Below are 23,459 nucleotides of genomic sequence, written 5' to 3'. Positions count from 1 at the left end.
ATTGAAGTCTGATCGTGGTCAGGATATCCGTCTGCACGGACCCGGCCGTGACAAATGCGCATACTCAGGATTGGACGCAAGCTGCACAACAAGCGCGCGCCTTACGCTGTAAGATTGAGTAGTGTCATCGAGAGTATCAACAACGCACAGGGATCGAACGCTGCCAACGCCGACAGACATGGATTCAACGTAATAACAGCGTTTACGCGATACTTGTTTGGGCTCGTTTAGCTGTTGTCGGAAAGAAAACAAGCGAGACCATTTGTCGCGTTAAACATCGGTTTCCTGATAAATTCTTATGACAGCAACTTAAAAATTCAGCCATTGCCATGCGGATTGCGTGGCGCCATTTGATGGCATTTTTTAGTTTTTTTAGTAAGCCAGAATTCAATGAATTTGTCGAGGGTATCATGGCTATACGCGAAAATTTCACCTACGCCGATATGGACTTATGGCTCAATGAAAAGCGAGTCACTGAAATTGAATGTCTGGTACCTGATTTGACCGGGGTTGCACGCGGCAAGATCATGCCGCGCACCAAGTTCACCGAAGATCGTGGCATGCGTATGCCGGAAGCGGTACTCGGGATGACGGTGACCGGTAACTATCCCGCCGGTGATGCCGCGTACGAGCGCGCCATTTCGGCCACTGATCGCGACATGATTTTGCGGGCCGATCCGAATACCATTGCGCTGGTGCCGTGGGCGGTTGATCCAACCGCACAGGTGATTCATGATTGTTATTTTTCCGACGGTTCGCTGGTCGATTTCGCCCCGCGTTCGGTATTGCGTCGCGTGCTGAAACTGTATGCCGACAAGGGTTGGACCCCCATCGTGGCGCCCGAGCTCGAATTTTATCTGACTGCCAAGAATACCGATCCCGATTTGCCGTTGCGCCCGCCGGTGGGTCGTAGCGGGCGGGCCGAAACCAGCCGCCAGGTTTACAGCATCGATGCGGTGAACGAGTTTGATCCGTTGTTTGAGGATATTTACGATTACTGCGAACTGATGCAACTCGACGTTGATACGCTGATTCATGAAATCGGTGCCGGTCAGATGGAAATCAACTTTTTGCATGGTGAGCCGCTGGGTCTGGCGGACAAGGTCTTCTTCTTCAAGCGGACCTTGCGCGAGGCCGCATTGAAGCACGATATGTATGCGACTTTCATGGCCAAGCCGATGTCCGGCGAACCCGGTTCAGCAATGCATATCCATCAAAGCGTGATTGACTCCAGGACCGGCAATAATATCTTCAGCAAGCCGGATGGCACCGCCTCCCAAGCGTTTTCGCATTACATCGGTGGGTTACAGCGTTACATGCCGGCCGCGATGGCGATTGTGGCGCCGTACGTGAATTCGTACCGCCGCATCGTGCGCCATACCGCTGCGCCGATCAACGTCCAGTGGGGCAAGGATAATCGCACAGTCGGATTTCGAGTCCCGGAATCCGGGCCGCAAGATCGCCGCATCGAGAACCGTGTGGTCGGCGCCGACGCGAATCCGTATCTGGCGTTGGCGGTGACACTGGCGTGCGGCTATCTGGGCATGACGGAACAACTGGAACCGGCCCCGATGATGGTCGACAGTGCGTATCACCTCGATTTTCAGTTGCCGCAAAGTTTGTCCGAAGCGCTGGAAGGCTTGCGCAACGAGACGAGCTTACGCCAGGTGCTGGGCGACCGTTTTGTCGACGTCTATGCGGCGATCAAGGATCTGGAACACGCCGAGTTCATGCAGGTGATCAGCCCGTGGGAACGTGAACATCTGCTGCTGCACGTCTGATATTCCTTAAAAGGAGACGCGGTGTGTAGCTGGGCATTAATACCAAGGTGAGACGTCGGTCTTCGTGCTTCACAATTTTTATAGTGCAGTAACTCGAGTTGAAGGTTGATCATGCATTCAGATAAATTCGCCCCAGTGGTTATTGACGCACCGGTTGCCGATCACTTCATCGCGCAAGCGCCAGTCAATACGCGAACGATTCAGGAGTTGGACGCGGCCCATTATCTGCACCCGTTCACCGATTCCAAGGCGTTGGCCAGCCGCGGTTCACGCGTCATGGTCAAGGGCGAAGGTATTTACATTTGGGATTCGGAAGGAAAGCGTCTGCTCGATGGCATGTCGGGCTTGTGGTGCATGAATGTCGGCTATGGCCGCAAGAGCATCGCCGATGCGGTGTATGCACAGATGCAGCAATTACCTTTCTATAATAGTTTTTTCCAGACCACAAATGTACCGGCGGTGCAATTGGCGGCCAAACTAGTCGAGATTTCGCCGCCGCAATTCAACCATGTTTTTTTTACCGGGTCCGGCTCCGAGGGCAACGACACCATCGTCCGCATGGTGCGTCGCTACTGGGACTTGCAAGGCTATCAGGATCGCCACGTCATCATCAGTCGCCACAACGCCTACCACGGCAGTACGATGGCAGGCGCTTCGCTGGGCGGGATGTCCGGCATGCACGAGCAGGGAGGCATGATTGCAGGCATCGTCCATATCGGTCAGCCGTATTACCTGGAAGGTGGCAAGGGCAAAACGCCGGAAGAATTCGGTATTGAAGCTGCTTCCTGGCTAGAACAAAAAATCCTGGAAATCGGTGCCGACAAGGTCGCCGCTTTTATTGGCGAACCAGTACAAGGCGCGGGCGGCGTCATCATTCCACCGTCCACTTATTGGCCCGAAATTCAGCGGATCTGCGACAAATACGGCATTTTGCTGGTTGCTGATGAAGTCATTTGCGGCTTCGGTCGCCTTGGGTATTGGTTCGGCTCCGAATATTTCGGCATTCAGCCCGACTTGATGACGTTCGCCAAGGGCGTGACCTCTGGTTATGTACCGCTGGGTGGCGTGTTGGTCGGCGATCGTGTGGCCGATGTACTGATTGAAAAAGGCGGGGAATTCAACCACGGCTTTACCTATTCAGGCCATCCGGTTGCCTGCGCTGCGGCTTTGGAGAACATCCGCATCATTCAGGAGGAAATGCTGGTCGAGCGGGTGCGGGATGATATCGGCCCCTACCTGAAGCAGAAATTTGAGGCGTTGGCCGATCACCCGTTGGTCGGCGCTGCGCAAGCCTGCGGTTTTGTCGCTGGTCTAAATCTGGTGCAGAAAAAGGCTGCGAATGTGCATGATTGCGTGCCATTTGATGCGAAGCTGGAAGTCGGGATGGTCTGTCGCGGCCATATGTTCAGCAACGGCATGATCATGCGCGCCGTCGGCGACCGGATGATCGTCGCGCCACCGCTGGTGATGACGCATGCCGAAATTGACGAAATGGTGGCTTTAATCCGCGTCTGCCTCGATGCGACGTTGACAGATATTACGCAGCGCGGTTGGCTGTAAACATTTTAAGGAGTTTCAAATGACGAACACAAGTTGGCATGACCGCGCTGCGGAATTGAAGTTTGACGGACGTGCTTTCATTAACGGTCAGCGAGTTGCGGCCCAGTCCGGAGCAACCTTCGACTGTATTTCACCCGTCGATGGTCGCAAGCTGGTCGATGTCGCCCGCTGCGATGCGATCGATATCGACACGGCGGTGACTGCAGCGCGGATGGCCTTCGAAGATCGACGCTGGGCCGGTCTGGCGCCGGCGGTGCGCAAACGCATCATGATCAAATTTGCCGATTTGCTGCTGCAACACAAGGATGAGCTGGCCTTGCTGGAAACGCTTGATATGGGCAAGCCGATCAAATACAGCCGTAGCGTGGACGTGCCTTCGGCGGCCAACTGCATCCGCTGGTACGGCGAAGCAATCGACAAGATTTATGACGAGATAGCACCGACACCCGACACCGCTCTGGCGTTGATCACGCGCGAGCCGGTCGGTGTGGTTGCCGCAATCGTGCCGTGGAATTACCCGATGCTGATGGCATCCTGGAAAATCGCACCGGCACTGGCGGTTGGCAACAGCGTGGTGCTGAAGCCATCGGAAAAGTCGCCGTTGTCGGCATTGCGGATGGCTGAAATCGCGCTGGAAGCGGGTATTCCACCAGGTGTATTCAACGTGGTGCCGGGTTATGGCCATGAGGCTGGCAGCGCGCTGGCCTTGCACATGGATGTCGATTGCATCGGCTTTACCGGCTCCACCCGGATTGGCAAACAGATCATGCAATACGCCGGACAATCCAATCTGAAACGGGTCTGGACCGAGCTCGGTGGCAAGTCGCCCAATATCGTATGTGCGGATTGCCCAGACCTGGATGCCGCCGTGCACGCGGCGGTGGGTTCGATCTACTTCAATCAGGGCGAGAGCTGCAACGCACCGTCACGCTTGTTCGTGGAGGAGTCGATCAGGGAGCAATTTATCGCCAAAGCGCTGGCGCTAGTGCCGAATTTCCAACCAGGCGATCCACTGAACGAAGCTACCGAGATGGGTGCCATCGTCGACCATATCCAGATGGACTCGGTGCTGGGCTTTATCACATCAGGGAAAACGGAAGGCGCACAACTGCTGGCAGGTGGACAGCGGGTGCGTACCGAGACCGGCGGTTATTACATTGAGCCGACCTTGTTCAATAACGTCAACAGCACGATGAAAATTGCTCGCGAAGAAATTTTCGGACCTGTGTTGTCGGTGTTTGGCTTCACCGATTTGAACGAGGCGATTCGCCAAGCGAATGCGAGCGCATTCGGCTTGCAGGCCGCAGTCTGGACCTCGGATATCCGCAAGGCGCACCAGACCGCGAGAACCCTGCGGGTCGGAACGGTGCACGTCAACCAGTACAACGACGATGACATAACGGTGCCGTTTGGCGGTTACAAGCAATCGGGTAACGGGCGCGATAAATCTTTGCATGCCTTCGATAAATATACGGAGCTAAAAACCATCTGGATCAGCATCACGTAAAACTCTCTGATCTGATTGACTCTGGCTCGTGCGTCATTCAAACCAGGGAAATAGTCACGTTTAAATTTTCTGCCTTCGGAGCGCCAGCGTCGCCCCTCAATTTGATGACGGCGACTGTATGACTTCTAAACAGTCTGTGGTCAAGCCGTCCTTGCACTGACAGAGCACTTCTGTCAGCCAGCTGGCGGTCCGGCACGACGTGGGTTGCAAGTTCATCTACCTCCAGAACAATAAGTCACGTTTCCGATAGATTTTTCGTTTGATACGTTCGTTCATCGCGATCCGTTATCTGTTTGATTTCCTCAGCGTCAAGTTCTGCGGCGAATCGGTTGTTCTGCACCACTCATCCTCTTTCTCGTATCTGCATAATTAAAAGTCTACTGAATTCAGCGACGTCGACATTCTGACCTTTCAAAATATCAGCGATCTCCATCGCGCATTTTTTATTGATCTCATCGAAATTTAACAGCTGCTACTCCTTCAATTTCTCCGATTTTTCCCGTTATCTATGGCGTGACGCAAGGCATTCATTTTGTGCGTTCTGAGATGTTGTCATTACCTCCATATTTTGCGCACTGACATGCCTTCGTACAGTAGATGAATACAAGCACGGACTAAAACTCGACAGTAACCTGCAAGGAATGCAAATGAATAAAGAGAATACAAACCACTTTTCACGAACGGCATTCGCTTTAGCGGTGTCAGTATTGGTAACCGGATGCGCTGGCGGGGGAGGTGGTAGTGACGGTGGTTCGCACAATACGGGTTCGGGAGGAAATACTTTAACCAACACACCGATAACTCCGCCGCCGCCAACGATTGTACCTCCTGGCGACTCAGGTACAGCTCCTCAAACACCTGTGCTGCCACCAACATCACCCGGGGCAAAACCACCACTACTGAACAGTCTTGATCCAAGTAATGTAACGGCTGCGCATGCCGCTGGCATTACCGGAGATAACGTCACCATTGGCGTAGTCGATACGGATTTTGATCTGAGCAACCCGCAATTCGGCGGTCGCGTTACTAAAACCGTCTATAGCCCGGGCGGTGCCAATGGCAATTCGCATGGAACGCAGGTAACAGAAATGTTAGCGGGCGATTCAACCGGCATTGCTCCTGGTGTGTTCGTTCAGGCTGCCGCGTCAGGAAGCAACAATAACGGCGTAACTCTTTACGCACAAATTTATACAGACCTGTTTGCAAAAGGGGTAAAAATCGTTAATCAATCGAGCGTTGTCGGTACTCTTGGCTCTCCGCCTTCGTTAGCAAGCTCGCTTTACACCATGTACACCCCCTTTGTTGCACAACAGGGCCTCTTTATCTGGGCGACGGGTAATGACGGCGATAAACAACCAGCACTGTCTGCTGCCATGCCCCATCTGTATTCAGACTTAGAAGTCGGATGGATTGCAGTGACAGCTGTCAATGCTGTCGGCGGTAAGGACGGATTTAGCACTATCGACACCGTAGCCGGAGAAAAATCGAGCTACGCAAATAGTTGCGGGGTTGCGGCAAACTGGTGCCTGGCGGCGCCAGGTGATTTTGTTTCACCATCGACAGGCCAGCGTGTGTATGGGACTTCGTTCGCTACCCCTGCAGTCACAGGAGCAGCTGCTCTCGTTCAGCAAGTCTATCCTTGGATGAATACCGACTTGATACGCCAAACAATTCTGTCGACCGCTACCGATATGCACGATACCGCTACCTATGGCTGGGGTCTTCTGGACGCCAGTAAAGCGGCAAAAGGGCCGGCATTATTTGATAAGCGCCTCACCCTGGGAAGCAGCAATTTCAACGCTATTTTTAACGACATCAACTCGGAATTTAGTAATGACATTGCTGGTGATGCCGGCTTACTCAAATCCGGAACAGGATCATTGAAGCTATCAGGAAAAAATACTTTCGCTGGTCTAAGTGAAATTGCAGATGGTACTCTCATCATTACCGGTTCGGTTACCTCGGGCGTGCAAATCGACCTGCAGGGAAATCTGGCCGGCGACGGTGGCCATATCGGCGGCAGCGTTGCCAATAACGGTACTTTAACAAACACCGGTAAAGGTTTGACTATCAGGGGGGATTACACCGCTTCACAATTCTCTGTGTTTTCTAATGATGCCGTTTCCAGGCTAACTGTTGGCGGCACAGCACACCTTGGCAATTCGCAATTGGTCGTTACTGATATAACTGATTATGTGACACTGCAACCTAAATCGAGCATCATTTTAACGGCTGGCGCTGGCGTGAATGGCACATTTAATGCCAATCCAATTTATGCGCCTATGCTTTCAGGGACGGTCACCTATGGTGCAAATGACGTTGATCTCTCTTTGCAGCGTAACGATGTGACGATCGTTGCGGCAAAAGCATTTGGTGCTGATGCCACACGCCGCAATAGTGCAGCGAATGTTGAGCAAGCATTGAAAGTCGCTGACAATATGGTCGCTAGCGGCAAGGCAGGCGCAACGACAAGCGCAGCATTTCTTAACAGCGCAATAGCGTTACAGCACAGTGCGAATCTGGAGTCCGTTGGCGTCACACTTGATAGTTTGTCGGGACAAATCTACGCTTCATCACAAGCACTGACGTTCCAGCAATCCGACGCAGTGAATCGTGATCTATCCAATCGCATGGCCGAATTTGGTAACAGCCAATTTGTCCGAGAAAAAACCGGACTGTGGGTAACTGCGCTTGGCGCTTCTGGAAAATTATCGCAATCGGGCTATTCAACCGGCAGTACATCACAATGGGGCGGTCAGTTCGGCGCGGATACCCATTTGAACGATAAAACTATCGTGGGTGCGGCAATTGCGTATTCGGACAGTAAGGCAACCTTTGATCGTTTCGGTGGTGAAGCGAAAAGCCAAAACGTCGGCGTCTCCCTGTATGGTCGCTACGCATTAAATGAACAGGGCGGGTATCTGGCAGGGCGTGTAGGTGGCGCATCGGTCGATAGCAAAGTATCTCGCACAGCAATCATCAACGGCGACGCTCAAGGCCTTCATGCCAAGCATGACGATACAGTTCTGTCTGGATACATGGAATCGGGCTACAAGTTCGCAGTGGCGCCAAATACTTCTGTTACGCCGTTTGCCGCTATTTCCTACGATCATCTGAACCGTGATGGATTCACAGAATCCGGTAGCGCATTTGGCCTGACAGCCAATAGTCAGACTTACCATCAAACAGCAGGTATCGCTGGCGTTCGCGGCAGTTCTGGTTTCCAGTGGTCGGCTGGACAAAGTTATTTGCAAGGCTATACTTCAGTTCAACAAACATTCACAAACGGCAGCTTAGACTTCAATGCTTCGTTTAATGGTGCTCCGGATGCGCGTTTCTCCGTACAGGGTATTGGTCTGGACAAAACAAGCGGTTGGATCGGTGTTGGTCTTACAACCACGGTCAATTCGACTTGGAACTGGTATGTTAATTACGACGCGCAGTTCGACAAAGGCGGCGTAAAGAACAACGTTGTTGCAGCCGGCTTACGGATGAGTATCCAGTAATAAAAATTGAATAATTTTTTCAAACACCCAGTGGCAACATGCACTGGGTGTTTTTGTATGTATTTCATTCGTAGAGCCAGTTGTATCCACAAAATGAGGCGTTGAATATCGTGACGATTACGTCAACGCTCATCGATCAACGCAAGCGCAGTTTATAACGTGCCGCCAGCGTGGCGATCACGCTCAACATGGCACCGCCGATTACATAGAAGGTCACCGCGAGCTTATTGTCGGTAACGGCGATCAGCCAGGTAATCGTCATGCCGGCAAAGCCACCGAAAATCATCACGGCAATGTTGTAGCTCAAAGACATGCCGGTGCCGCGGGTTTGAACCGGGAATATATCCGACAGCAGTGCTGGCATAGACGCGAAATACATGGTCATCAAAAGGCCGATGACGCCTTGTACCAGCAACAGGTTAACGAAGCTTGGGTTGAGTGAAAGCCACGAGAACAGCGGGTAACTCAGCAAGACGAACAAAACGCTGCTGCTTAGCATGAACGGTATGCGGCCGTATTTGTCGGACAACTGACCGACCACTGGTGAGAACAGCAGCATAATGACGCCAGCCAGGATGGTGGCACTGAATGAAGCGGTCGATGTCATGCCCAGTTGTTTGACTGCATAGGTTGGCATGTAGACCACCAGGTACACCGATACGGTTGCCATGACGACGCTGCCGGATCCGATCAGCAAACGCATTTTCTGGCTGGTCATGATGTCGCGCAATGGTGTGCCGGTAGCGTCGGCCTGGGCGAACTCAGGCGATTCTTCCAGGCTTTGGCGGATGTAGTAGCCCGCAGGTCCAATCAGCAGACCGAAGATGAACGGCAGGCGCCAGCCCCACGATTCCAGCTGCTCGGTGGATAGTTGCGACGACAGGATCGCGCCAAACAGCGCCGCCAGCACGATGCTGAGTCCCTGACTGGCGACCTGCCAGCTGGAAAAGAAACCTCGCCGATGCGGAGCATGCTCAACCAGGAATGCGGTCGAGCTGCCGAATTCGCCACCGGCCGAAAAGCCTTGCAGCAAGCGAGCTATAACGATGCCGGCTGGTGCCCACAGGCCGATTTGTGTATAGGTCGGCATGATCGCGATCATCAACGTGCCGATCATCATCAGCAATATCGACAGCGTCAGCGCAGACTTGCGACCGACCCGATCGGAATAGGCGCCGATGACGACTGCGCCTAACGGGCGCATGAAAAACGAGACACCGAAGGTGGCAAAGGTAATCAACAAGGAAACGGTTTGATTCTCGGTCGGAAAAAACAACTTGGCGATAGTGACCGCCATGGCACTGTAGATCAGTACATCGAACCATTCCAGCGCATTGCCAATGGAGGATGAAATAACCGCACGCCAGGTTTGCGGATGCTGTTTGAACGGTGTCGGGGTAATGCCGGTTGGCGTGCTGCCGATTGCTGTGCTGCTCATGGTTAAGTCTCCTTTTATATTATCTGACCAATGCGATAACCGGGCGTCGCAACAAACGTCGAACTGCAGTGGAAGTATCTGCGCCAGATCGCGCCTTTCGCTGCATCTTCATGTGCCACATTTGACTCGATTTCGTATGGTTTTGTATTGCCTTTACTACCTTTACGACTATTGCCATCTACTTTCTTACGGTTAGTGCACAACAAAAAAACACCCCAAAATAGGCAAAATACAAAAAAAAATCCCAGACATGATGCATACGTCCGGGATATTCCTTATTTCGAGAAAGACGGCATAGGGTCAAGCAGGCGCAGCAGAAACGCTTCACATTGCACCAATTGTTCCAGCGCGACGAATTCGTTCGGCCGATGTGCCTGCTCGATGCTACCCGGGCCGCAAACCACGGTCGGGATACCGGCGCGCTGGAACAGCCCCGCCTCTGTTCCGTAGGATACTGCGCCAGTGCTTGTGCTGCGCGATAACGAAATGGCAAGTTGCGCAATCGCGTCATGCTCTTTGGTGCTCAGTCCGGGCGCACTTGCCAGCCATTCGAAGGCAATCTTCGCATTCGGCTCCACCCGCTGCATTTCCGGCAGCAGTTGCGCAGCAAAATTCTGGACTTCCTGATAGAAGTGATCGGCTTCGACGCCAGGCATGGTGCGCGCCTCGAATTCGAATTCGCACTCCTTCGGGACGATGTTGGCGGCCAGACCGCCACGTATCAAACCGGTTTGCATTGTCGTATACGGCACGGTGAAACCGTAGTCACGCGTTTCCAGTTGCGCAAAACGATCAGCCATCTGGCGGATGTAGACGATGATGCGCGCTGCATATTCAACCGCATTCACGCCCAACGTGGTGTAGCTGGAATGCGCTTCGCGCCCGGTGATACAACAACGGAAACGATGTGTTCCTTTGTGTGCAATGATCGGTTGCATAGAAGTCGGCTCGCCCACGATGCAGCCGGCAGCCTTCAGGTTCAATTCCTGCAAATCAGCGATCAGGCCCTGCACGCCGATGCAACCGACTTCCTCGTCGTACGAAAAAGCGAAATGCAGTGGAGCATCCATCTTCGCAGCCAGAAATTTAGGTGCCAGCGCGAGTGCGGTAGCGATATAACTTTTCATGTCGCAGGAGCCGCGACCATATAGCAAACCATCTTTGATGGTTGCCTTGAACGGATCTGTGTCCCAGGCTTGGCCATCAACCGGGACCACATCGGTATGTCCGGAGATAATCAGGCCCGGTTTGCTGCCCTCGCCCAGAGTGGCGAACAGATTGGCTTTCTTGCCGCTGACATCGTAGGTCAGGCGCGAACTGACGCCGAGACCGGCCAGATAATCGCGTATCCATTCGATCAGGCCAAGGTTGGAATCGCGCGATACCGTTGGGAACGCAATCAGACTTTCAATCATTGTCAAGACGTCGGCGGACGGTCGCAGCAATGTGGGGGATATGGAGTTGTTCATAATTAAATCCTTTAGTCTTACTAACAAACATTAATGCTTATACATGAAGTGCGCTTCCCCCGCTTTTTAGTTTTTCCTGGTGCGAATTTTATCCCGGCAATTTCATCTGCTGCTCGTTAATGTCATTATTCGAGTTGACTACTGTTCTCCCATCTGCGTCAACACACTAACTCGCACCGACAAACTCTCATCACCGCCGCCTTGACGCACGCCACGCACTGGTGCAGCAGAATCATAATCGCGCCCGATAGCCAGGCGACAGTACGCCTGGCTAGCAAAAAGTGCGTGAGTGACATCAATGCTGACCCATCCGGTGAAGTCGGATTGCTGTACCCAGACATCGACCCAGGCATGGCTTTCGGCATGATCGCTGCTGCCGGCGTCTATGTAACCGGAGACATAGCGTGCAGGGATGCCTACTGCATGGCAGCAGGCGAGGAATATGTGCGCGTGATCCTGGCAGACGCCGCGGCCTAATGCTAGTGCTGCATCGGCGCTGGTGGTGACGATGGTGACGCCGCCTTCATAGGCAACTGCGGCGCAGATGGCTTCGGCTAGTTTGATGAATTGGTTGCTGTCTATGCTATTGCCGACGATGTGGTTTTGATCTGGCAGTAAATGTTGATGGGCAAAGGCGACGATGGTGGGCGTTGGCTGGGTTAATCGCGTCGGCACAGTAAAAACTAAGGGAGAAAAACTTCCTGGTTCGGTGAGTCGACCCAAGAACAACGGTGTAATTTCGACCACACCTTCGGCAATGATTTTGACTTCGTTATGCAGCCCGGTGATCGTCAGCATATGGCTCACGTTGTCATAGGCATCGACGAAGGGATTGCGTACACCAGAACTTCTGATATGCCATTGGCGCACATGCTGATGTGGTTCGGCACGGGGCGAAAGCCGCAACTGCTGAATTGTATAAGTCAGCGGGGCGGTGTAGTGATAAATCGTTTCGTGCCGAATGGTGAGTAACATTGCAGAGCCATTTCAAATTATCTAGCGGTGGGTGGCGCCATTGGCACCAGGAAGTCACGGCTGATGCGATTGCCGAGTTCAAATATACGCGCAAAAAATACCGTCAGATAATCGTGTAACCCGGCATCCAGAATTTCATCAATATTACTGAATTGCAGATCCGCGTGAAGCTTGCCGGCAAAACGCTCGGTATCCGCGGATACATCGTTGTGAACAGCTTTCAGATTCTCCGTCACGCCGTTCAGGCATGCCAGCAATGAGCGCGGCATGTCTGGATGCAGCATTAATAAGTCAGCAACGCGTGCCGGTGTGATGACATCGCGATAAACTTTGCGATAAATTTCGAAGGCCGAGACAGAACGCAAAATTGCCGCCCAATAATAAAAATCGATTTGCGGCTCTCTATTGCCATCCATCGCTTCAACATCATCCGTACCGCGCGGCTGTGCTGCTTGTTGCCCTTGCTGTTGGTTTCGTTTGGTATGGTGCTTATTGTGACGATGATGATTTTCTTTTGCGCCATGAAATTTCACATCGAGTATCCGCGCCGTATTGTCGGCACGCTCAAGGAAAGTGCCGAGCCGAATAAAGTGGAACGCTTCATCTTGCAGCATGGTGCCATTAGTGACGCCGCGTGATAAATGCGATCGATGTTTTACCCATTCAAAAAATTCCGGAGGATTCTTTTCCAATGCGTCGGTTTTAAGATATGCCTCCATTTTGAGCCAGGTCGCGTTCTGGATTTCCCACACTTCGGTGGTCAGCGCACCGCGTACGGCCCGCGCATTTTCTCGAGCTTGTTTCAAACAAGAGGCAATGGACGAAGGGTTGCTCAGATCACGCACCAAAAAATCAATCGCATCTTTGGCGTTGATGCTGTGATATTTATTATCGTAGGCGTGTTGTAATTCTGAAATGCCGAGAATGGCACGCCAGCCTTGTTCGATATCTTCTGCCGATTGCGGCATTAAGCTCGTTTGTACATGCACATCTAGCATACGCGCGGTGTTTTCGGCGCGTTCAGTGTAGCGAGCCATCCAGAACAAGTGATCAGCGGTGCGGCTTAGCATAATTATTTCTCCAAAATCCAGGTGTCTTTGGTACCGCCGCCTTGTGATGAATTGACGACTAAGGAACCTTCTTTCAATGCCACGCGCGTGAGACCGCCAGGTACCATGGAAACCGTTTTACCCGACAGCACAAAAGGGCGCATATCGATATGTCGTGGAGCGACACCGGATTCGACAAAAGTGGGGCAAGCGGATAAGGACAAGGTTGGTTGCGCAATATAGCCTTCAGGATTGGCGATGACGCGAGCGCGGAAGTCCTCGATTTCCTGTGCGGTGGAAGCGGGGCCGACTAACATCCCATAACCACCGGCGCCGTGAACTTCTTTGACAACCAGGTCTTTTAGATTGGCGAGGGTGTATGCCAGATCATCTTTTTTCCTGCATTGAAAAGTGGGGACATTGTTGAGTATCGGTTTTTCTCCCAGATAGAACTTGATCATGTCAGGCACAAACGGGTAAACCGATTTGTCGTCGGCGACGCCGGTACCAATTGCGTTGGCAAGCGTTACGCCGCCAGCGCGATACACAGACAGCAAACCGGGAACGCCCAAAGATGAATCGGGACGGAATGCCAGCGGATCGAGAAAGTCATCGTCGATGCGTCGATAAATCACATCCACGCGTTTTGCGCCGCGCGTGGTACGCATGTACACGGCTTCATCGTTGACGAACAAATCCTTGCCTTCGACCAGCTCCACACCCATTTGCTGCGCCAAAAACGCGTGCTCAAAATACGCCGAGTTATACATTCCCGGCGTCATCACGACCACAGTCGGATCGGTGACGCCAGCCGGCGCAACCGAGCGCAAATTATCCAGTAATAAATCCGGGAAATGCGCTACCGGTGCAATTTTATGGCGCGTGAAGACATCAGGGAACAAGCGCATCATCATCTTGCGATTTTCCAGCATGTAGGAAACGCCGGAAGGTACGCGCAGGTTGTCTTCCAGTACGTAAAATTCACCTTCTCCTGCGCGTACGATGTCGACACCTGCGATGTGCGCATAAATATCGGAAGGGACAGAAATACCTTGCATTTCCGGGCGATACTGGGCATTGCGAAAAATTTGTTGAGCGGGAATGATATTGGCTTTGACGATATTTTGATCGTGATAAATATCGTGCAAAAACATATTGAGTGCTTTGACTCGCTGCACCAAACCTGTTTGCAGTTCAGCCCATTCGGCAGCGTGAATGATGCGAGGAATAATGTCGAACGGGATTAGGCGTTCAGTGCCGGCATCGTTGCCATAAACAGCGAAAGTGATACCAACACGGCGAAAGATGATGTCGGCTTCCGCGCGTTTGCGAGCGATGGCGTCGTGTGTTTGTTCTCCCAGCCAGCGTGTAAATTCACCGTAATGTGGGCGTGCTGTATGGATGCCATCGGAATACATCTCATCGAAAAATTTTGCCATGATTTTGCTTTGCGGTTGTGTGATGGAAAACCAATATCAAGAATTTTCCTGACTATCTTCAATGAAGAATGGATGGTTGCAAAAACGATCATTAAATATTCGAATATCAATATGTGCAAAGACGCTATGTGCAGACTTGGTGCAACTACAGAGCAAACACTAAGATGCATGATCCATACAATACACAGAAAACAGATTGAGCAAGTTTTGAGCCAACAATAATGTTGTACTCACCAAATAGGACAATGAGTCGCTACAGCATTTGTATTTGGTATAATCAACGCTGTTTTTTATATTATCAATAACACCACCCATCTAATGCGGCGATTGCTTGTTATTCTTTTGATGTTGGTATTTCTGCCTTTGCAAGTTTTTGCAGGCGGGGTCGAGTCACATCTTAAGACTGCCGAGTTCCCTGCGTTGCAACTGTTACAGCTTAATCCAGACTATCAAGATAGTCTTGGCAGCAGCGAAGACAGCGCCAAAATTGATCTCGTCGATCTCTTGACCGATGCACACGCTGCCGAAGCCGCTGATCATGCTGATGAAGCGATACCTGCTTTAGTTTTTCATTTCACTCCACACACTACTTCCATTGCACCCGCGCGCAATAATGATCTCGCACGCGAACCGCCATTTCTTCCCTTACTTGCCCCACCACCTCGGGCGTAATCAGCCCACTCTCTAGCGTTACTTTCACGCAAGTGGCGGACTTCGTCCAATCACTTTGCGCTATGTGAATTTTTACGCGGATTTGTATTGCATCGATATTACGTCGTTAATGCGCCGGTATCGCTTGTTCAATACGTATTCCCATTTTGAATCATCGGCAAATGTGACCGTTTCACATAGATTTATTACAGTGTTTTATTTTCAGGAGATTGTATGAAAAAAATGTTTATTGCCTTGATGGTTGTGGCGATGACTTTGACCGCAGGTCTTTCCAACGCAGATGCCAAGCGCATGGGCGGTGGTGGCTCGTTCGGCAAAAAATCGCAAAGCATGAATCGTCAACAGGCTACCCCAGCACAAAATCAGGCCGCCGCTAAGGCAGCTCCACCTGCTGCCGCTGCCGGTGGTGCGGCTGCAGCTGCAGCAAAACCTAGCATGTGGAAAGGTATGCTAGGCGGCGCATTATTAGGTTTGGGACTGGGGGCGTTGTTGTCGAGCATGGGACTGGGCGGTGCCATGGCCAGCATGATCAGCACGATGTTGATGGTGGGATTGTTCGCGTTTGCGGCGATGTTCCTTTATCGCTTGTACCGTAAAAAAATGGACAACAACAATGGCGGGATGAAACCTGCTTTCGGTGCCGCCGGTGCAATGCCAAGCTTCAATAACAATTTCAATCAAAATGTGAATTCAACACCTGAAATTGGTTCAAGCTTACCGGCACAAAAGACGACCTTTGATGCACCGTCATCCAATGCGGCCACTTTTGGCGGATCGAACTTTGCATCATCGAATGTCGGCAGCAATGACATTCCAGTGCCAGCAGATTTCGATACGGCAGGTTTCCTGCGTCATGCAAAAATCAACTTTATCCGCTTGCAAGCCGCCTGGGACAAAGCGGATGAAAACGATATCCGTGAATTCACTACACCAGAAATGTTTGGTGAATTGAAGATGCAATTGCAAGAGCGTGGCGCGTCAGCAAACAATACCGATGTGCAAACCCTGGAAGCAGAATTCTTAGGTTTGGAAATGGTCGGTAGCGATTACATGGCTGGCGTTAAATTCTCGGGCATGATCAAAGATGATCCGACCAAGTTGGCCGAGCCGTTCAATGAAATCTGGAATTTGACCAAGCCAGGTAATGGTCAGGGTGGCTGGATGTTGGCAGGCATTGAGCAGGTTGCTTGATGTAAGATAGAAGAACCAAGTGCAGTAGTTGTTTAGTACCTGGTTGGTAGGCCTTAAAAAAACCGTCTGTGATTTTAATCATCGCAGGCGGTTTTTTGTTGATATTGCTATGTAAATTGATTGTCGAATTTAATTCTTTAAGTTTTTGAAAAAAGTAACTAATTCCTCTGCATCCGAGTACGCCACATTAAATCTAAACCAGGCTTGGTCCGGTGGTGTCAGGTGAAAGAAATCCCCTGGTGCGAGCCAGATGCCCTGTTGCCGTGCAAGATCAGCGATGTCGCGAGCAGTCAGTTTGCCATGTTCGAATTTCGCCCACGAAAACATGCCGCCGCGCGGAATCGAAAATGCTGTTAGTCCCGCTTCCAGCAAGCGTGCATGGACACTTGCTTGTGCGTGCAACAAGGTACTCGATAGCTGATCGACATGGCGCCGATGACGCCCTTCTGTCAGTACGTTGTGCACCAGGCGTTCATTGATTTCTGAGTTGGTTAAACTGAGCACCATTTTGGTGTGCACCAATTGCCGGGCCAATTCGGGTTGACATGCAATGTAGCCGACCCGGAGTGATGGCGCGATGGTTTTGGAAAAACTGCCGACATAAATGACGCGTTGCAGGCCGTCTAATGCCGCCAGCATAGGATCGCGATCTTGTCCAAGTTCGCGAAAAATATCGTCTTCTACTATCCAGAAACCGTGGCGCTCCGCAACCTGCAACACGCGCATCGCGCACGCCGGAGTCATAGAAGTGCCGGTCGGATTGTGCAGCACGCTGGCCGTGAAATAAAGTTTGGGTTGGTGTGTGCGTGCCAATGTTTCTAATAGTTCGACATCGACGCCACCGGGCGTGCGCGGGATGCCGATAATGTTGAGATCGGCCAGTCGTAACATGGCGATCAGATTGCAATAGCCGGGCTCATCAATGAACACCGTGTCGCCGGGTTTGAGCATCGTGCGGATAATCAAATCCAACGCTTGCGTGGCGCCGTGGGTAGTGAGTATTTGCGCAAGCGACACTTCCAACGACCAATGCGCCAGGAACTGACTAATTACTTGTCGTAACGGCACATAGCCATAAGGATGGCCATAGCCTACTTGCTGCGCCCCTGGTGCGCGAAAGATGCGTCGTTCCGCCTGATGCAAACCATCATCATCCAGCCACTTTCCTGGCAACCAGCCGCAACCGGCTTTGATGGAAACCCTTGCGTCGGCAAACAATTCGGATAGCAACCAGGCAGAGTCGATCACCGGATCAGGTGGATTGAAAACGAATGTGGGTAACGTTGGCGGCCCACTGTGAGCGACGAAAAAACCTGCCCCGCGGCGTGACGTCAGTACACCTTGGGCAACCAAACGTTCATAGGCTTCCACGACCGTTGAAGTCGCGACCCCAAGCTGTAAACCACATTGCCGCACTGCTGGCAGTCGTTCCCCGGAGCGCAATTGACCTTGCGCGATTAACTGGGTGAGGCCGTCGATCAGTTGATCGACTAAACCGATTGCTGAGCGACGATCGAGAACAATGTGCAGGGATGGCGACGGCGGGCGTTTCATATCATTTCATCTAATGTTGGCAATACAGTTTTTAGGCTAAAACAAAAGTGTATCTAACAATCTTAACGCTGTCTCGTGATAATCGATCTATCGACAAAGCATCGTTGCGACGAACCCGTTAATAGAACCTACTACTAGTTTAGGATGCCATCATGACCACGCCAAACTCTCCTGCCGATCTTTCAGCTTTCTGGATGCCATTTACGGCAAACCGTGATTTCAAGGCATCTCCACGCCTACTTGCTTCAGCCAGTGGGATGCACTACCAAGATGTAAATGGCCGTCAGATTTTGGACGGCACCGCCGGCTTATGGTGTGTGGCTTTGGGCCATGCACAACCGAAAGTTGTCAAAGCGGTACAGGATATGGTTGCCAAGCTGGATTTTGCGCCTACATTCCAGATGGGACATCCGGCTGCTTTTGAGCTGGCAGAACGCTTGAAGAAGTACACTTCCGATAAATTTAGCAAAGTGTTTTACACCAATTCCGGTTCCGAATCAGTGGATACGGCACTGAAAATGGCAATTGCCTATCACCGTGCTCGCGGCGATGGTACGCGTACCCGCCTGATCGGGCGTGAGCGCGGCTACCACGGCGTTGGCTTTGGCGGCATTTCAGTGGGTGGTTTGTCTAATAACCGTAAATTCTTCGGCTCACTGCTGACCGGTGTTGATCATTTGCCGCATACCCATAATCTTGAGCAAAACGCCTACAGCAAAGGTCAGCCAGAGTGGGGCGGTCATCTGGCCGACGATCTGGAGCGCATTGTTGCTTTGCACGATGCATCCAACATTGCGGCGGTGATTGTTGAACCGATTTCCGGTTCTGCCGGTGTGTTTATCCCACCAAAAGGCTATTTAAAACGCCTGCGCGAGATTTGCACCAAGCATGGCATCTTGCTCATTTTTGATGAAGTGATCACGGGCTTCGGACGATTGGGAACACCATTTGCTTTTGATTATTTTGATGTTGAACCGGATATCGTCACTACTGCCAAAGCGCTGACCAATGGCACCGTGCCGATGGGCGCAGTGTTTGCGAAGCAGCATATATATGACACATTTATGGATGGACCGGCGGGCATTGAATTTTTCCACGGTTATACCTACTCGGGACATCCAATTGCCTGCGCGGCTGGCTTGGCGACTTTGGATGTGTTTGAAAATGAAGGCGTGCTGGATCATGCGAAAAGTATGACTGGCTATTGGGAAGACGCCGTGCATAGTTTGAAAGGCCTGCCGCACGTAATCGATATCCGCACCATTGGTTTGATTGCCGGTATTGAATTGGCGCCTAGGGCAGGACAACCCGGCGCCCGCGCTTTTGAAGCTTTCAAACGTGCATTCGAGGATGGTATTTTGATACGCGTTACTGGCGACATCATCGCCATGTCACCACCACTGGTGCTAGAGAAGACGCATATTGATGAATTGGTCGGCAAGTTAGCGACGATTCTGAAGACACTTAATTAAAACTATTACTAACAAAGAAATCTCATGACAAACTTACCTATCGTTCCTCATTTCATCAACGGCCGCCAAGTTGACACGACTAGTGGCCTTTACGCCGATGTGTTTAATCCAGCACTCGGCAAACCAGTAGCGCAAGTCGCGCTAGGTACTGCGCAAGAAGTCGATATTGCTGTGGCTGCTGCTCATGAGGCATTCCCGGCGTGGTCCAACACGCCACCATTGGCACGTGCGCGCGTATTGTTTAAATATCTGCAATTGATGCAACAGAACGCCGACGAATTCGCCGCAGTATTGACACGTGAGCACGGCAAAACCTTTGCCGATGCGCAGGGTGAAGTGGCGCGCGGAATCGAAGTGGTCGAATTCGCAGTCGGTATTCCGCACTTATTGAAAGGTGAATTTACCGATCAGATTGCACGCGGCATTGATGCCTGGTCTATGCGTCAGCCATTGGGCGTGGTTGCCGGCATCACACCATTTAATTTTCCGGTAATGGTGCCGATGTGGATGTTCCCGATTGCGCTTGCATGCGGTAATACATTTATCTTGAAGCCCTCAGAACGTGATCCATCTACTTCGCTAATGCAAGCTGCAATGTTAAAACAAGCTGGTTTGCCCGATGGCGTGTTTAATGTTATTCAGGGTGATAAAACCACTGTGGATGCGTTGATCGACCATCCTGATGTGCAAGCAATTAGCTTCGTTGGATCGACGCCGATTGCTGAATCGATTTATCAACGCGGTTGCGCCAAAGGAAAGCGTGTACAAGCCTTGGGCGGCGCCAAAAATCATATGGTGGTGATGCCAGATGCAGACATGCAGATGGCGATTGATGCTTTGATTGGCGCGGCATATGGATCTGCCGGTGAGCGTTGCATGGCGATCTCAGTGGCAGTGGCGGTAGGCGATGCTGGTGATAAATTGGTTGCCGCATTGGCAGAACGCACACGTACCTTGAAAATAAATGATGGTATGGCAAAGGATGCGGAAATGGGACCAGTGGTATCGCAGGCCGCCAAGCAGCGCATCGAACGCCTGATAGGTCAGGGTGTGGAAGAGGGCGCTACATTAGTGGTTGATGGTCGCGGTCATAAAGTCGCAGGGCATGAAACTGGTTTCTTCGTTGGTGGCACGTTGTTTGATCACGTGACACCGGCCATGACCATTTATAAGGAAGAAATATTCGGGCCAGTCTTGAGTGTGTTGCGTGCTCCTGATGTGGCAACCGCGGTCAAGCTCATTAACGATCACGAATTCGGTAATGGCGTTGCAGTGTTCACACGCGATGGTGGTGTGGCACGTGAGTTTGTGCGGCAAATTCAGTGCGGTATGGTTGGCGTTAATGTACCGTTACCGGTGCCGATGGCGTTTAATAGTTTCGGCGGCTGGAAGCGCAGTATGTTTGGTGACCATCACATCTATGGTCCAGAGGGCATACGTTTTTACACCCGTCATAAAGCAGTGATGCAGCGTTGGCCTGATGCGTCTAAAAGCGCGGGCGCCGAGTTTGCTTTTCCACAGATGAAATAAGAACTGATTCCCTCTCCCGCCAGCGGGAGAGGGACGGAGCGATGACGCTTAAGCCGCTTGATGCAAAGTATGCGGCACAACTGTAACGTTGGTCAGCATATCTGTCACCAACTGTTCAATCCCAATCTCTGCTTGCCAACCCCAATCTGCACGCGCGTGTGTGTCATCCAGGCTTTGTGGCCAGGTATTGGCAATCTCCTGGCGGCTATCTGGTTGATAGCGGATCTCAAATTGCGGCAACTGCTGTTTGATTGCTTGTGCCAGTTCGTGTGGATTAAAACTTAATCCAGCAACGTTATACGAAGAACGAATACGAATTTTTTCGGCCGGAGCTTCCATCAATTCAATGGTGGCGCGGATGGCATCTGGCATGTAAATCATCGGCAACGTGCTTTCCGGACCGAGGTAGCACGAATATTTTTCCCCGAGTTTGGCAGCATGGAAAATCGCAATCGCGTAATCAGTGGTGCCGCCGCCAGGTGGCGATTTGTAGCTGATGATGCCGGGATAGCGAATGCTGCGCACATCAACGTTATATTTGTTGAAATAATATTCGCACAAGGATTCGCCAGCTTGTTTGCTGATGCCGTACATTGTGGTTGGATCCATCACGGTAAATTGTGGCGTATCGACTGCCGGTGTATGCGGACCGAAAGCAGCAATCGAGGATGGCCAGAATACGCGCAATGGTTTACCGGCGACGCCGCGTTCACGCGCCAGCTCCAAAATATTCAGCAAGCCATCCATGTTTAACTTCCACGCCTTCAATGGCGCTTGCTCGCCAGTCACTGACAGCAACGCTGCCAATTGATACACCTGCGTGATGGCATGACTGTCGACTACCTGTGCAAGACGCGCGCTATCGAGCACATCTACACGTTCATAACGCGCTGCGCCATAAGCGCTGCCGGCACTGATGTCGGCAGCGATAACGTTATCCGGACCGTGTTTGACGACCAGTGCTTCGACTAGTTCGCTACCGATTTGGCCGTTGGCACCGATGACTAAAATTTTTTCCATGACTGCGCTTCCTTATTCTTTAATTTTTTAACAAACCGAGTTCGCGACCGGCTTGTGCAAATGCGGCCAATGCCTGATCCAATTGTTCTATGCTGTGTGCGGCTGACATTTGCACCCGTACTCGCGCTTGTCCCATCGGCACGACCGGATAAAAGAAACCAGTTGCAAGTACCCCGAGTTCATACAAACGCTGAGCAAATTTTTGCGCAATCGGTGCATCGAACAACATCACAGGGACGATAGGATGTGTGCCGGGTTTGATAGTGAAGCCGAGCTTGACGATCTCGCTACGAAAGTGTGCGGTGTTGGCATGCAAACGGTCGCGCAATTCAGTTGAGCTGGAAAGCGTATTCAATACCGTCAGTGAGGTACCTGCTATGGAAGGTGCCAGCGTATTGGAGAACAAATAAGGGCGTGATTTTTGACGCAAGGTTTCGATCACTTCACGACGTGCTGCAGTGAAGCCACCCATTGCGCCACCCAGTGCTTTACCTAGTGTTCCAGTGATAATGTCGATGCGTCCCATCACGTTGTGATGTTCATGTGTGCCGCGTCCGGTTTTTCCCATAAAGCCAGAGGCGTGGCATTCATCGATCATGACCAATGCGCCATATTTGTCGGCCAGGTCGCAAATTTTATCGAGCTGTGCAATCGTGCCATCCATCGAAAATACGCCGTCGGTGACGATCACTTTATGGCGCTTGTCGGCAGCGGCTTTTAATTGCGCTTCCAGATCGGCCATGTCGTTGTGCGCGTAGCGAAAGCGCGCCGCTTTGCACAAGCGAATGCCATCAATAATGGAGGCATGATTTAAGGCGTCTGAGATAATGGCATCTTGCTCGTCAAACAGCGGTTCGAACACACCGCCGTTGGCATCGAAAGCAGCGGCATAGAGGATAGTATCTTCCATGCCGAGGAATGAGGAAATCGCTTGTTCCAATTGTTTATGCACGGTTTGTGTACCGCAAATAAAACGCACCGACGATAAGCCATAACCATATTGTTCAGTCGCGGCAATCGATGCCTTTACCATCGCTTCATCGCCAGACAAGCCGAGATAATTGTTTGCGCATAGATTGATCAAGGTGCGGCCATCGTCGCAGACTACGGTTGCGCCTTGACGCGATGAAATCACGCGTTCCGGCTTGTACAATCCCTGTTCGCGCAAAGCGTCTAGATTATTTTGCAAGCCAGTGTAAAAATCCGGTTTCGATGTGGTGCTCGGCATGGCATCTCCTAATATCTCTGGTTGTTTTTCTGTTAGCATGTAAATTCGATATGCAGAACAAAATATAA

At 51.6% G+C, this 23,459-nt stretch carries 16 protein-coding genes; 8 read left to right on the top strand and 8 right to left on the bottom strand.

Going from position 1 to position 23,459, the window contains the following annotated elements:
• Positions 1-410 precede the first annotated feature (410 nt).
• The 4 genes from GEV47_RS14840 to GEV47_RS14825 all read left to right on the top strand — a co-directional run bounded on the left by GEV47_RS14840 (position 411) and on the right by GEV47_RS14825 (position 8,354).
• Entirely contained in the window at positions 411-1,781 is a 1,371-nt protein-coding gene (locus GEV47_RS14840) for a glutamine synthetase family protein (protein ID WP_153235678.1), read from the top strand.
• Positions 1,782-1,892: 111 nt separating this feature from the next.
• Entirely contained in the window at positions 1,893-3,341 is a 1,449-nt protein-coding gene (locus GEV47_RS14835) for an aspartate aminotransferase family protein (protein ID WP_153235517.1), read from the top strand.
• 19 nt (positions 3,342-3,360) lie between these two features.
• Entirely contained in the window at positions 3,361-4,848 is a 1,488-nt protein-coding gene (locus GEV47_RS14830) for an aldehyde dehydrogenase (protein WP_153235516.1), read from the top strand.
• Between the two features lie 647 nt (positions 4,849-5,495).
• Positions 5,496-8,354: an autotransporter serine protease gene (locus GEV47_RS14825; RefSeq protein WP_228124712.1), complete on the top strand. Its 2,859-nt coding sequence runs from the start codon at positions 5,496-5,498 to the stop codon at positions 8,352-8,354.
• A gap of 136 nt (positions 8,355-8,490) precedes the next feature.
• On the opposite strand, the gene GEV47_RS14820 is transcribed toward GEV47_RS14825, so the two are convergent.
• From GEV47_RS14820 to GEV47_RS14800, 5 genes are all read right to left on the bottom strand, one after another.
• Positions 8,491-9,792, bottom strand: a complete 1,302-nt coding sequence (locus GEV47_RS14820) for an MFS transporter (RefSeq protein WP_153235514.1) — start codon at positions 9,790-9,792, stop codon at positions 8,491-8,493.
• Positions 9,793-10,067: 275 nt separating this feature from the next.
• Positions 10,068-11,261 (bottom strand): acetylornithine deacetylase, encoded by a 1,194-nt coding sequence (argE, locus tag GEV47_RS14815; protein ID WP_153235513.1) that lies wholly within the window; start codon positions 11,259-11,261, stop codon positions 10,068-10,070.
• 138 nt (positions 11,262-11,399) lie between these two features.
• A complete protein-coding gene (locus tag GEV47_RS14810; RefSeq protein WP_153235512.1) occupies positions 11,400-12,236 on the bottom strand; it encodes a transglutaminase family protein in 837 nt (278 codons plus the stop codon).
• Between the two features lie 17 nt (positions 12,237-12,253).
• A complete protein-coding gene (locus GEV47_RS14805) occupies positions 12,254-13,306 on the bottom strand; it encodes an alpha-E domain-containing protein (protein WP_153235511.1) in 1,053 nt (350 codons plus the stop codon).
• A 2-nt stretch (positions 13,307-13,308) separates the two neighbouring features.
• Positions 13,309-14,724, bottom strand: a complete 1,416-nt coding sequence (locus tag GEV47_RS14800; protein WP_153235510.1) for a circularly permuted type 2 ATP-grasp protein — start codon at positions 14,722-14,724, stop codon at positions 13,309-13,311.
• Positions 14,725-15,051: 327 nt separating this feature from the next.
• On the opposite strand from GEV47_RS14800, the gene GEV47_RS14795 reads away from it, so the two are divergent.
• On the top strand, positions 15,052-15,396 hold the full coding sequence (locus tag GEV47_RS14795) for a hypothetical protein (RefSeq protein WP_153235509.1): 345 nt from the start codon (positions 15,052-15,054) through the stop codon (positions 15,394-15,396).
• Between the two features lie 213 nt (positions 15,397-15,609).
• Complete coding sequence (locus tag GEV47_RS14790) at positions 15,610-16,587, top strand: Tim44 domain-containing protein (RefSeq protein ID WP_153235508.1); 978 nt, start codon at positions 15,610-15,612, stop codon at positions 16,585-16,587.
• A 129-nt stretch (positions 16,588-16,716) separates the two neighbouring features.
• Here the strand turns inward: GEV47_RS14790 and GEV47_RS14785 are convergent, their stop codons facing one another.
• A complete protein-coding gene (locus GEV47_RS14785; RefSeq protein WP_153235507.1) occupies positions 16,717-18,141 on the bottom strand; it encodes an aminotransferase-like domain-containing protein in 1,425 nt (474 codons plus the stop codon).
• 152 nt (positions 18,142-18,293) lie between these two features.
• Here GEV47_RS14785 and GEV47_RS14780 point away from each other — a divergent pair, with 152 nt between their 5' ends.
• Positions 18,294-19,613, top strand: a complete 1,320-nt coding sequence (locus GEV47_RS14780; protein ID WP_153235506.1) for an aspartate aminotransferase family protein — start codon at positions 18,294-18,296, stop codon at positions 19,611-19,613.
• Positions 19,614-19,637: 24 nt separating this feature from the next.
• Positions 19,638-21,143: a CoA-acylating methylmalonate-semialdehyde dehydrogenase gene (locus GEV47_RS14775; protein ID WP_153235505.1), complete on the top strand. Its 1,506-nt coding sequence runs from the start codon at positions 19,638-19,640 to the stop codon at positions 21,141-21,143.
• A gap of 48 nt (positions 21,144-21,191) precedes the next feature.
• Here GEV47_RS14775 and GEV47_RS14770 read toward each other — a convergent pair whose 3' ends face one another.
• Positions 21,192-22,163: an NAD-dependent epimerase/dehydratase family protein gene (locus GEV47_RS14770; RefSeq protein ID WP_153235504.1), complete on the bottom strand. Its 972-nt coding sequence runs from the start codon at positions 22,161-22,163 to the stop codon at positions 21,192-21,194.
• A 19-nt stretch (positions 22,164-22,182) separates the two neighbouring features.
• Positions 22,183-23,391, bottom strand: coding sequence for a glycine C-acetyltransferase (gene kbl, locus GEV47_RS14765; protein ID WP_153235503.1), 1,209 nt, complete (start codon positions 23,389-23,391; stop codon positions 22,183-22,185).
• Positions 23,392-23,459 lie beyond the last annotated feature (68 nt).

The organism is Glaciimonas soli, from assembly GCF_009497155.1.
Classification (GTDB): domain Bacteria; phylum Pseudomonadota; class Gammaproteobacteria; order Burkholderiales; family Burkholderiaceae_D; genus Glaciimonas; species Glaciimonas soli.
Note: the sequence above shows the minus strand (reverse complement) of the source record. Positions and strands in the feature narration are given on the sequence as shown.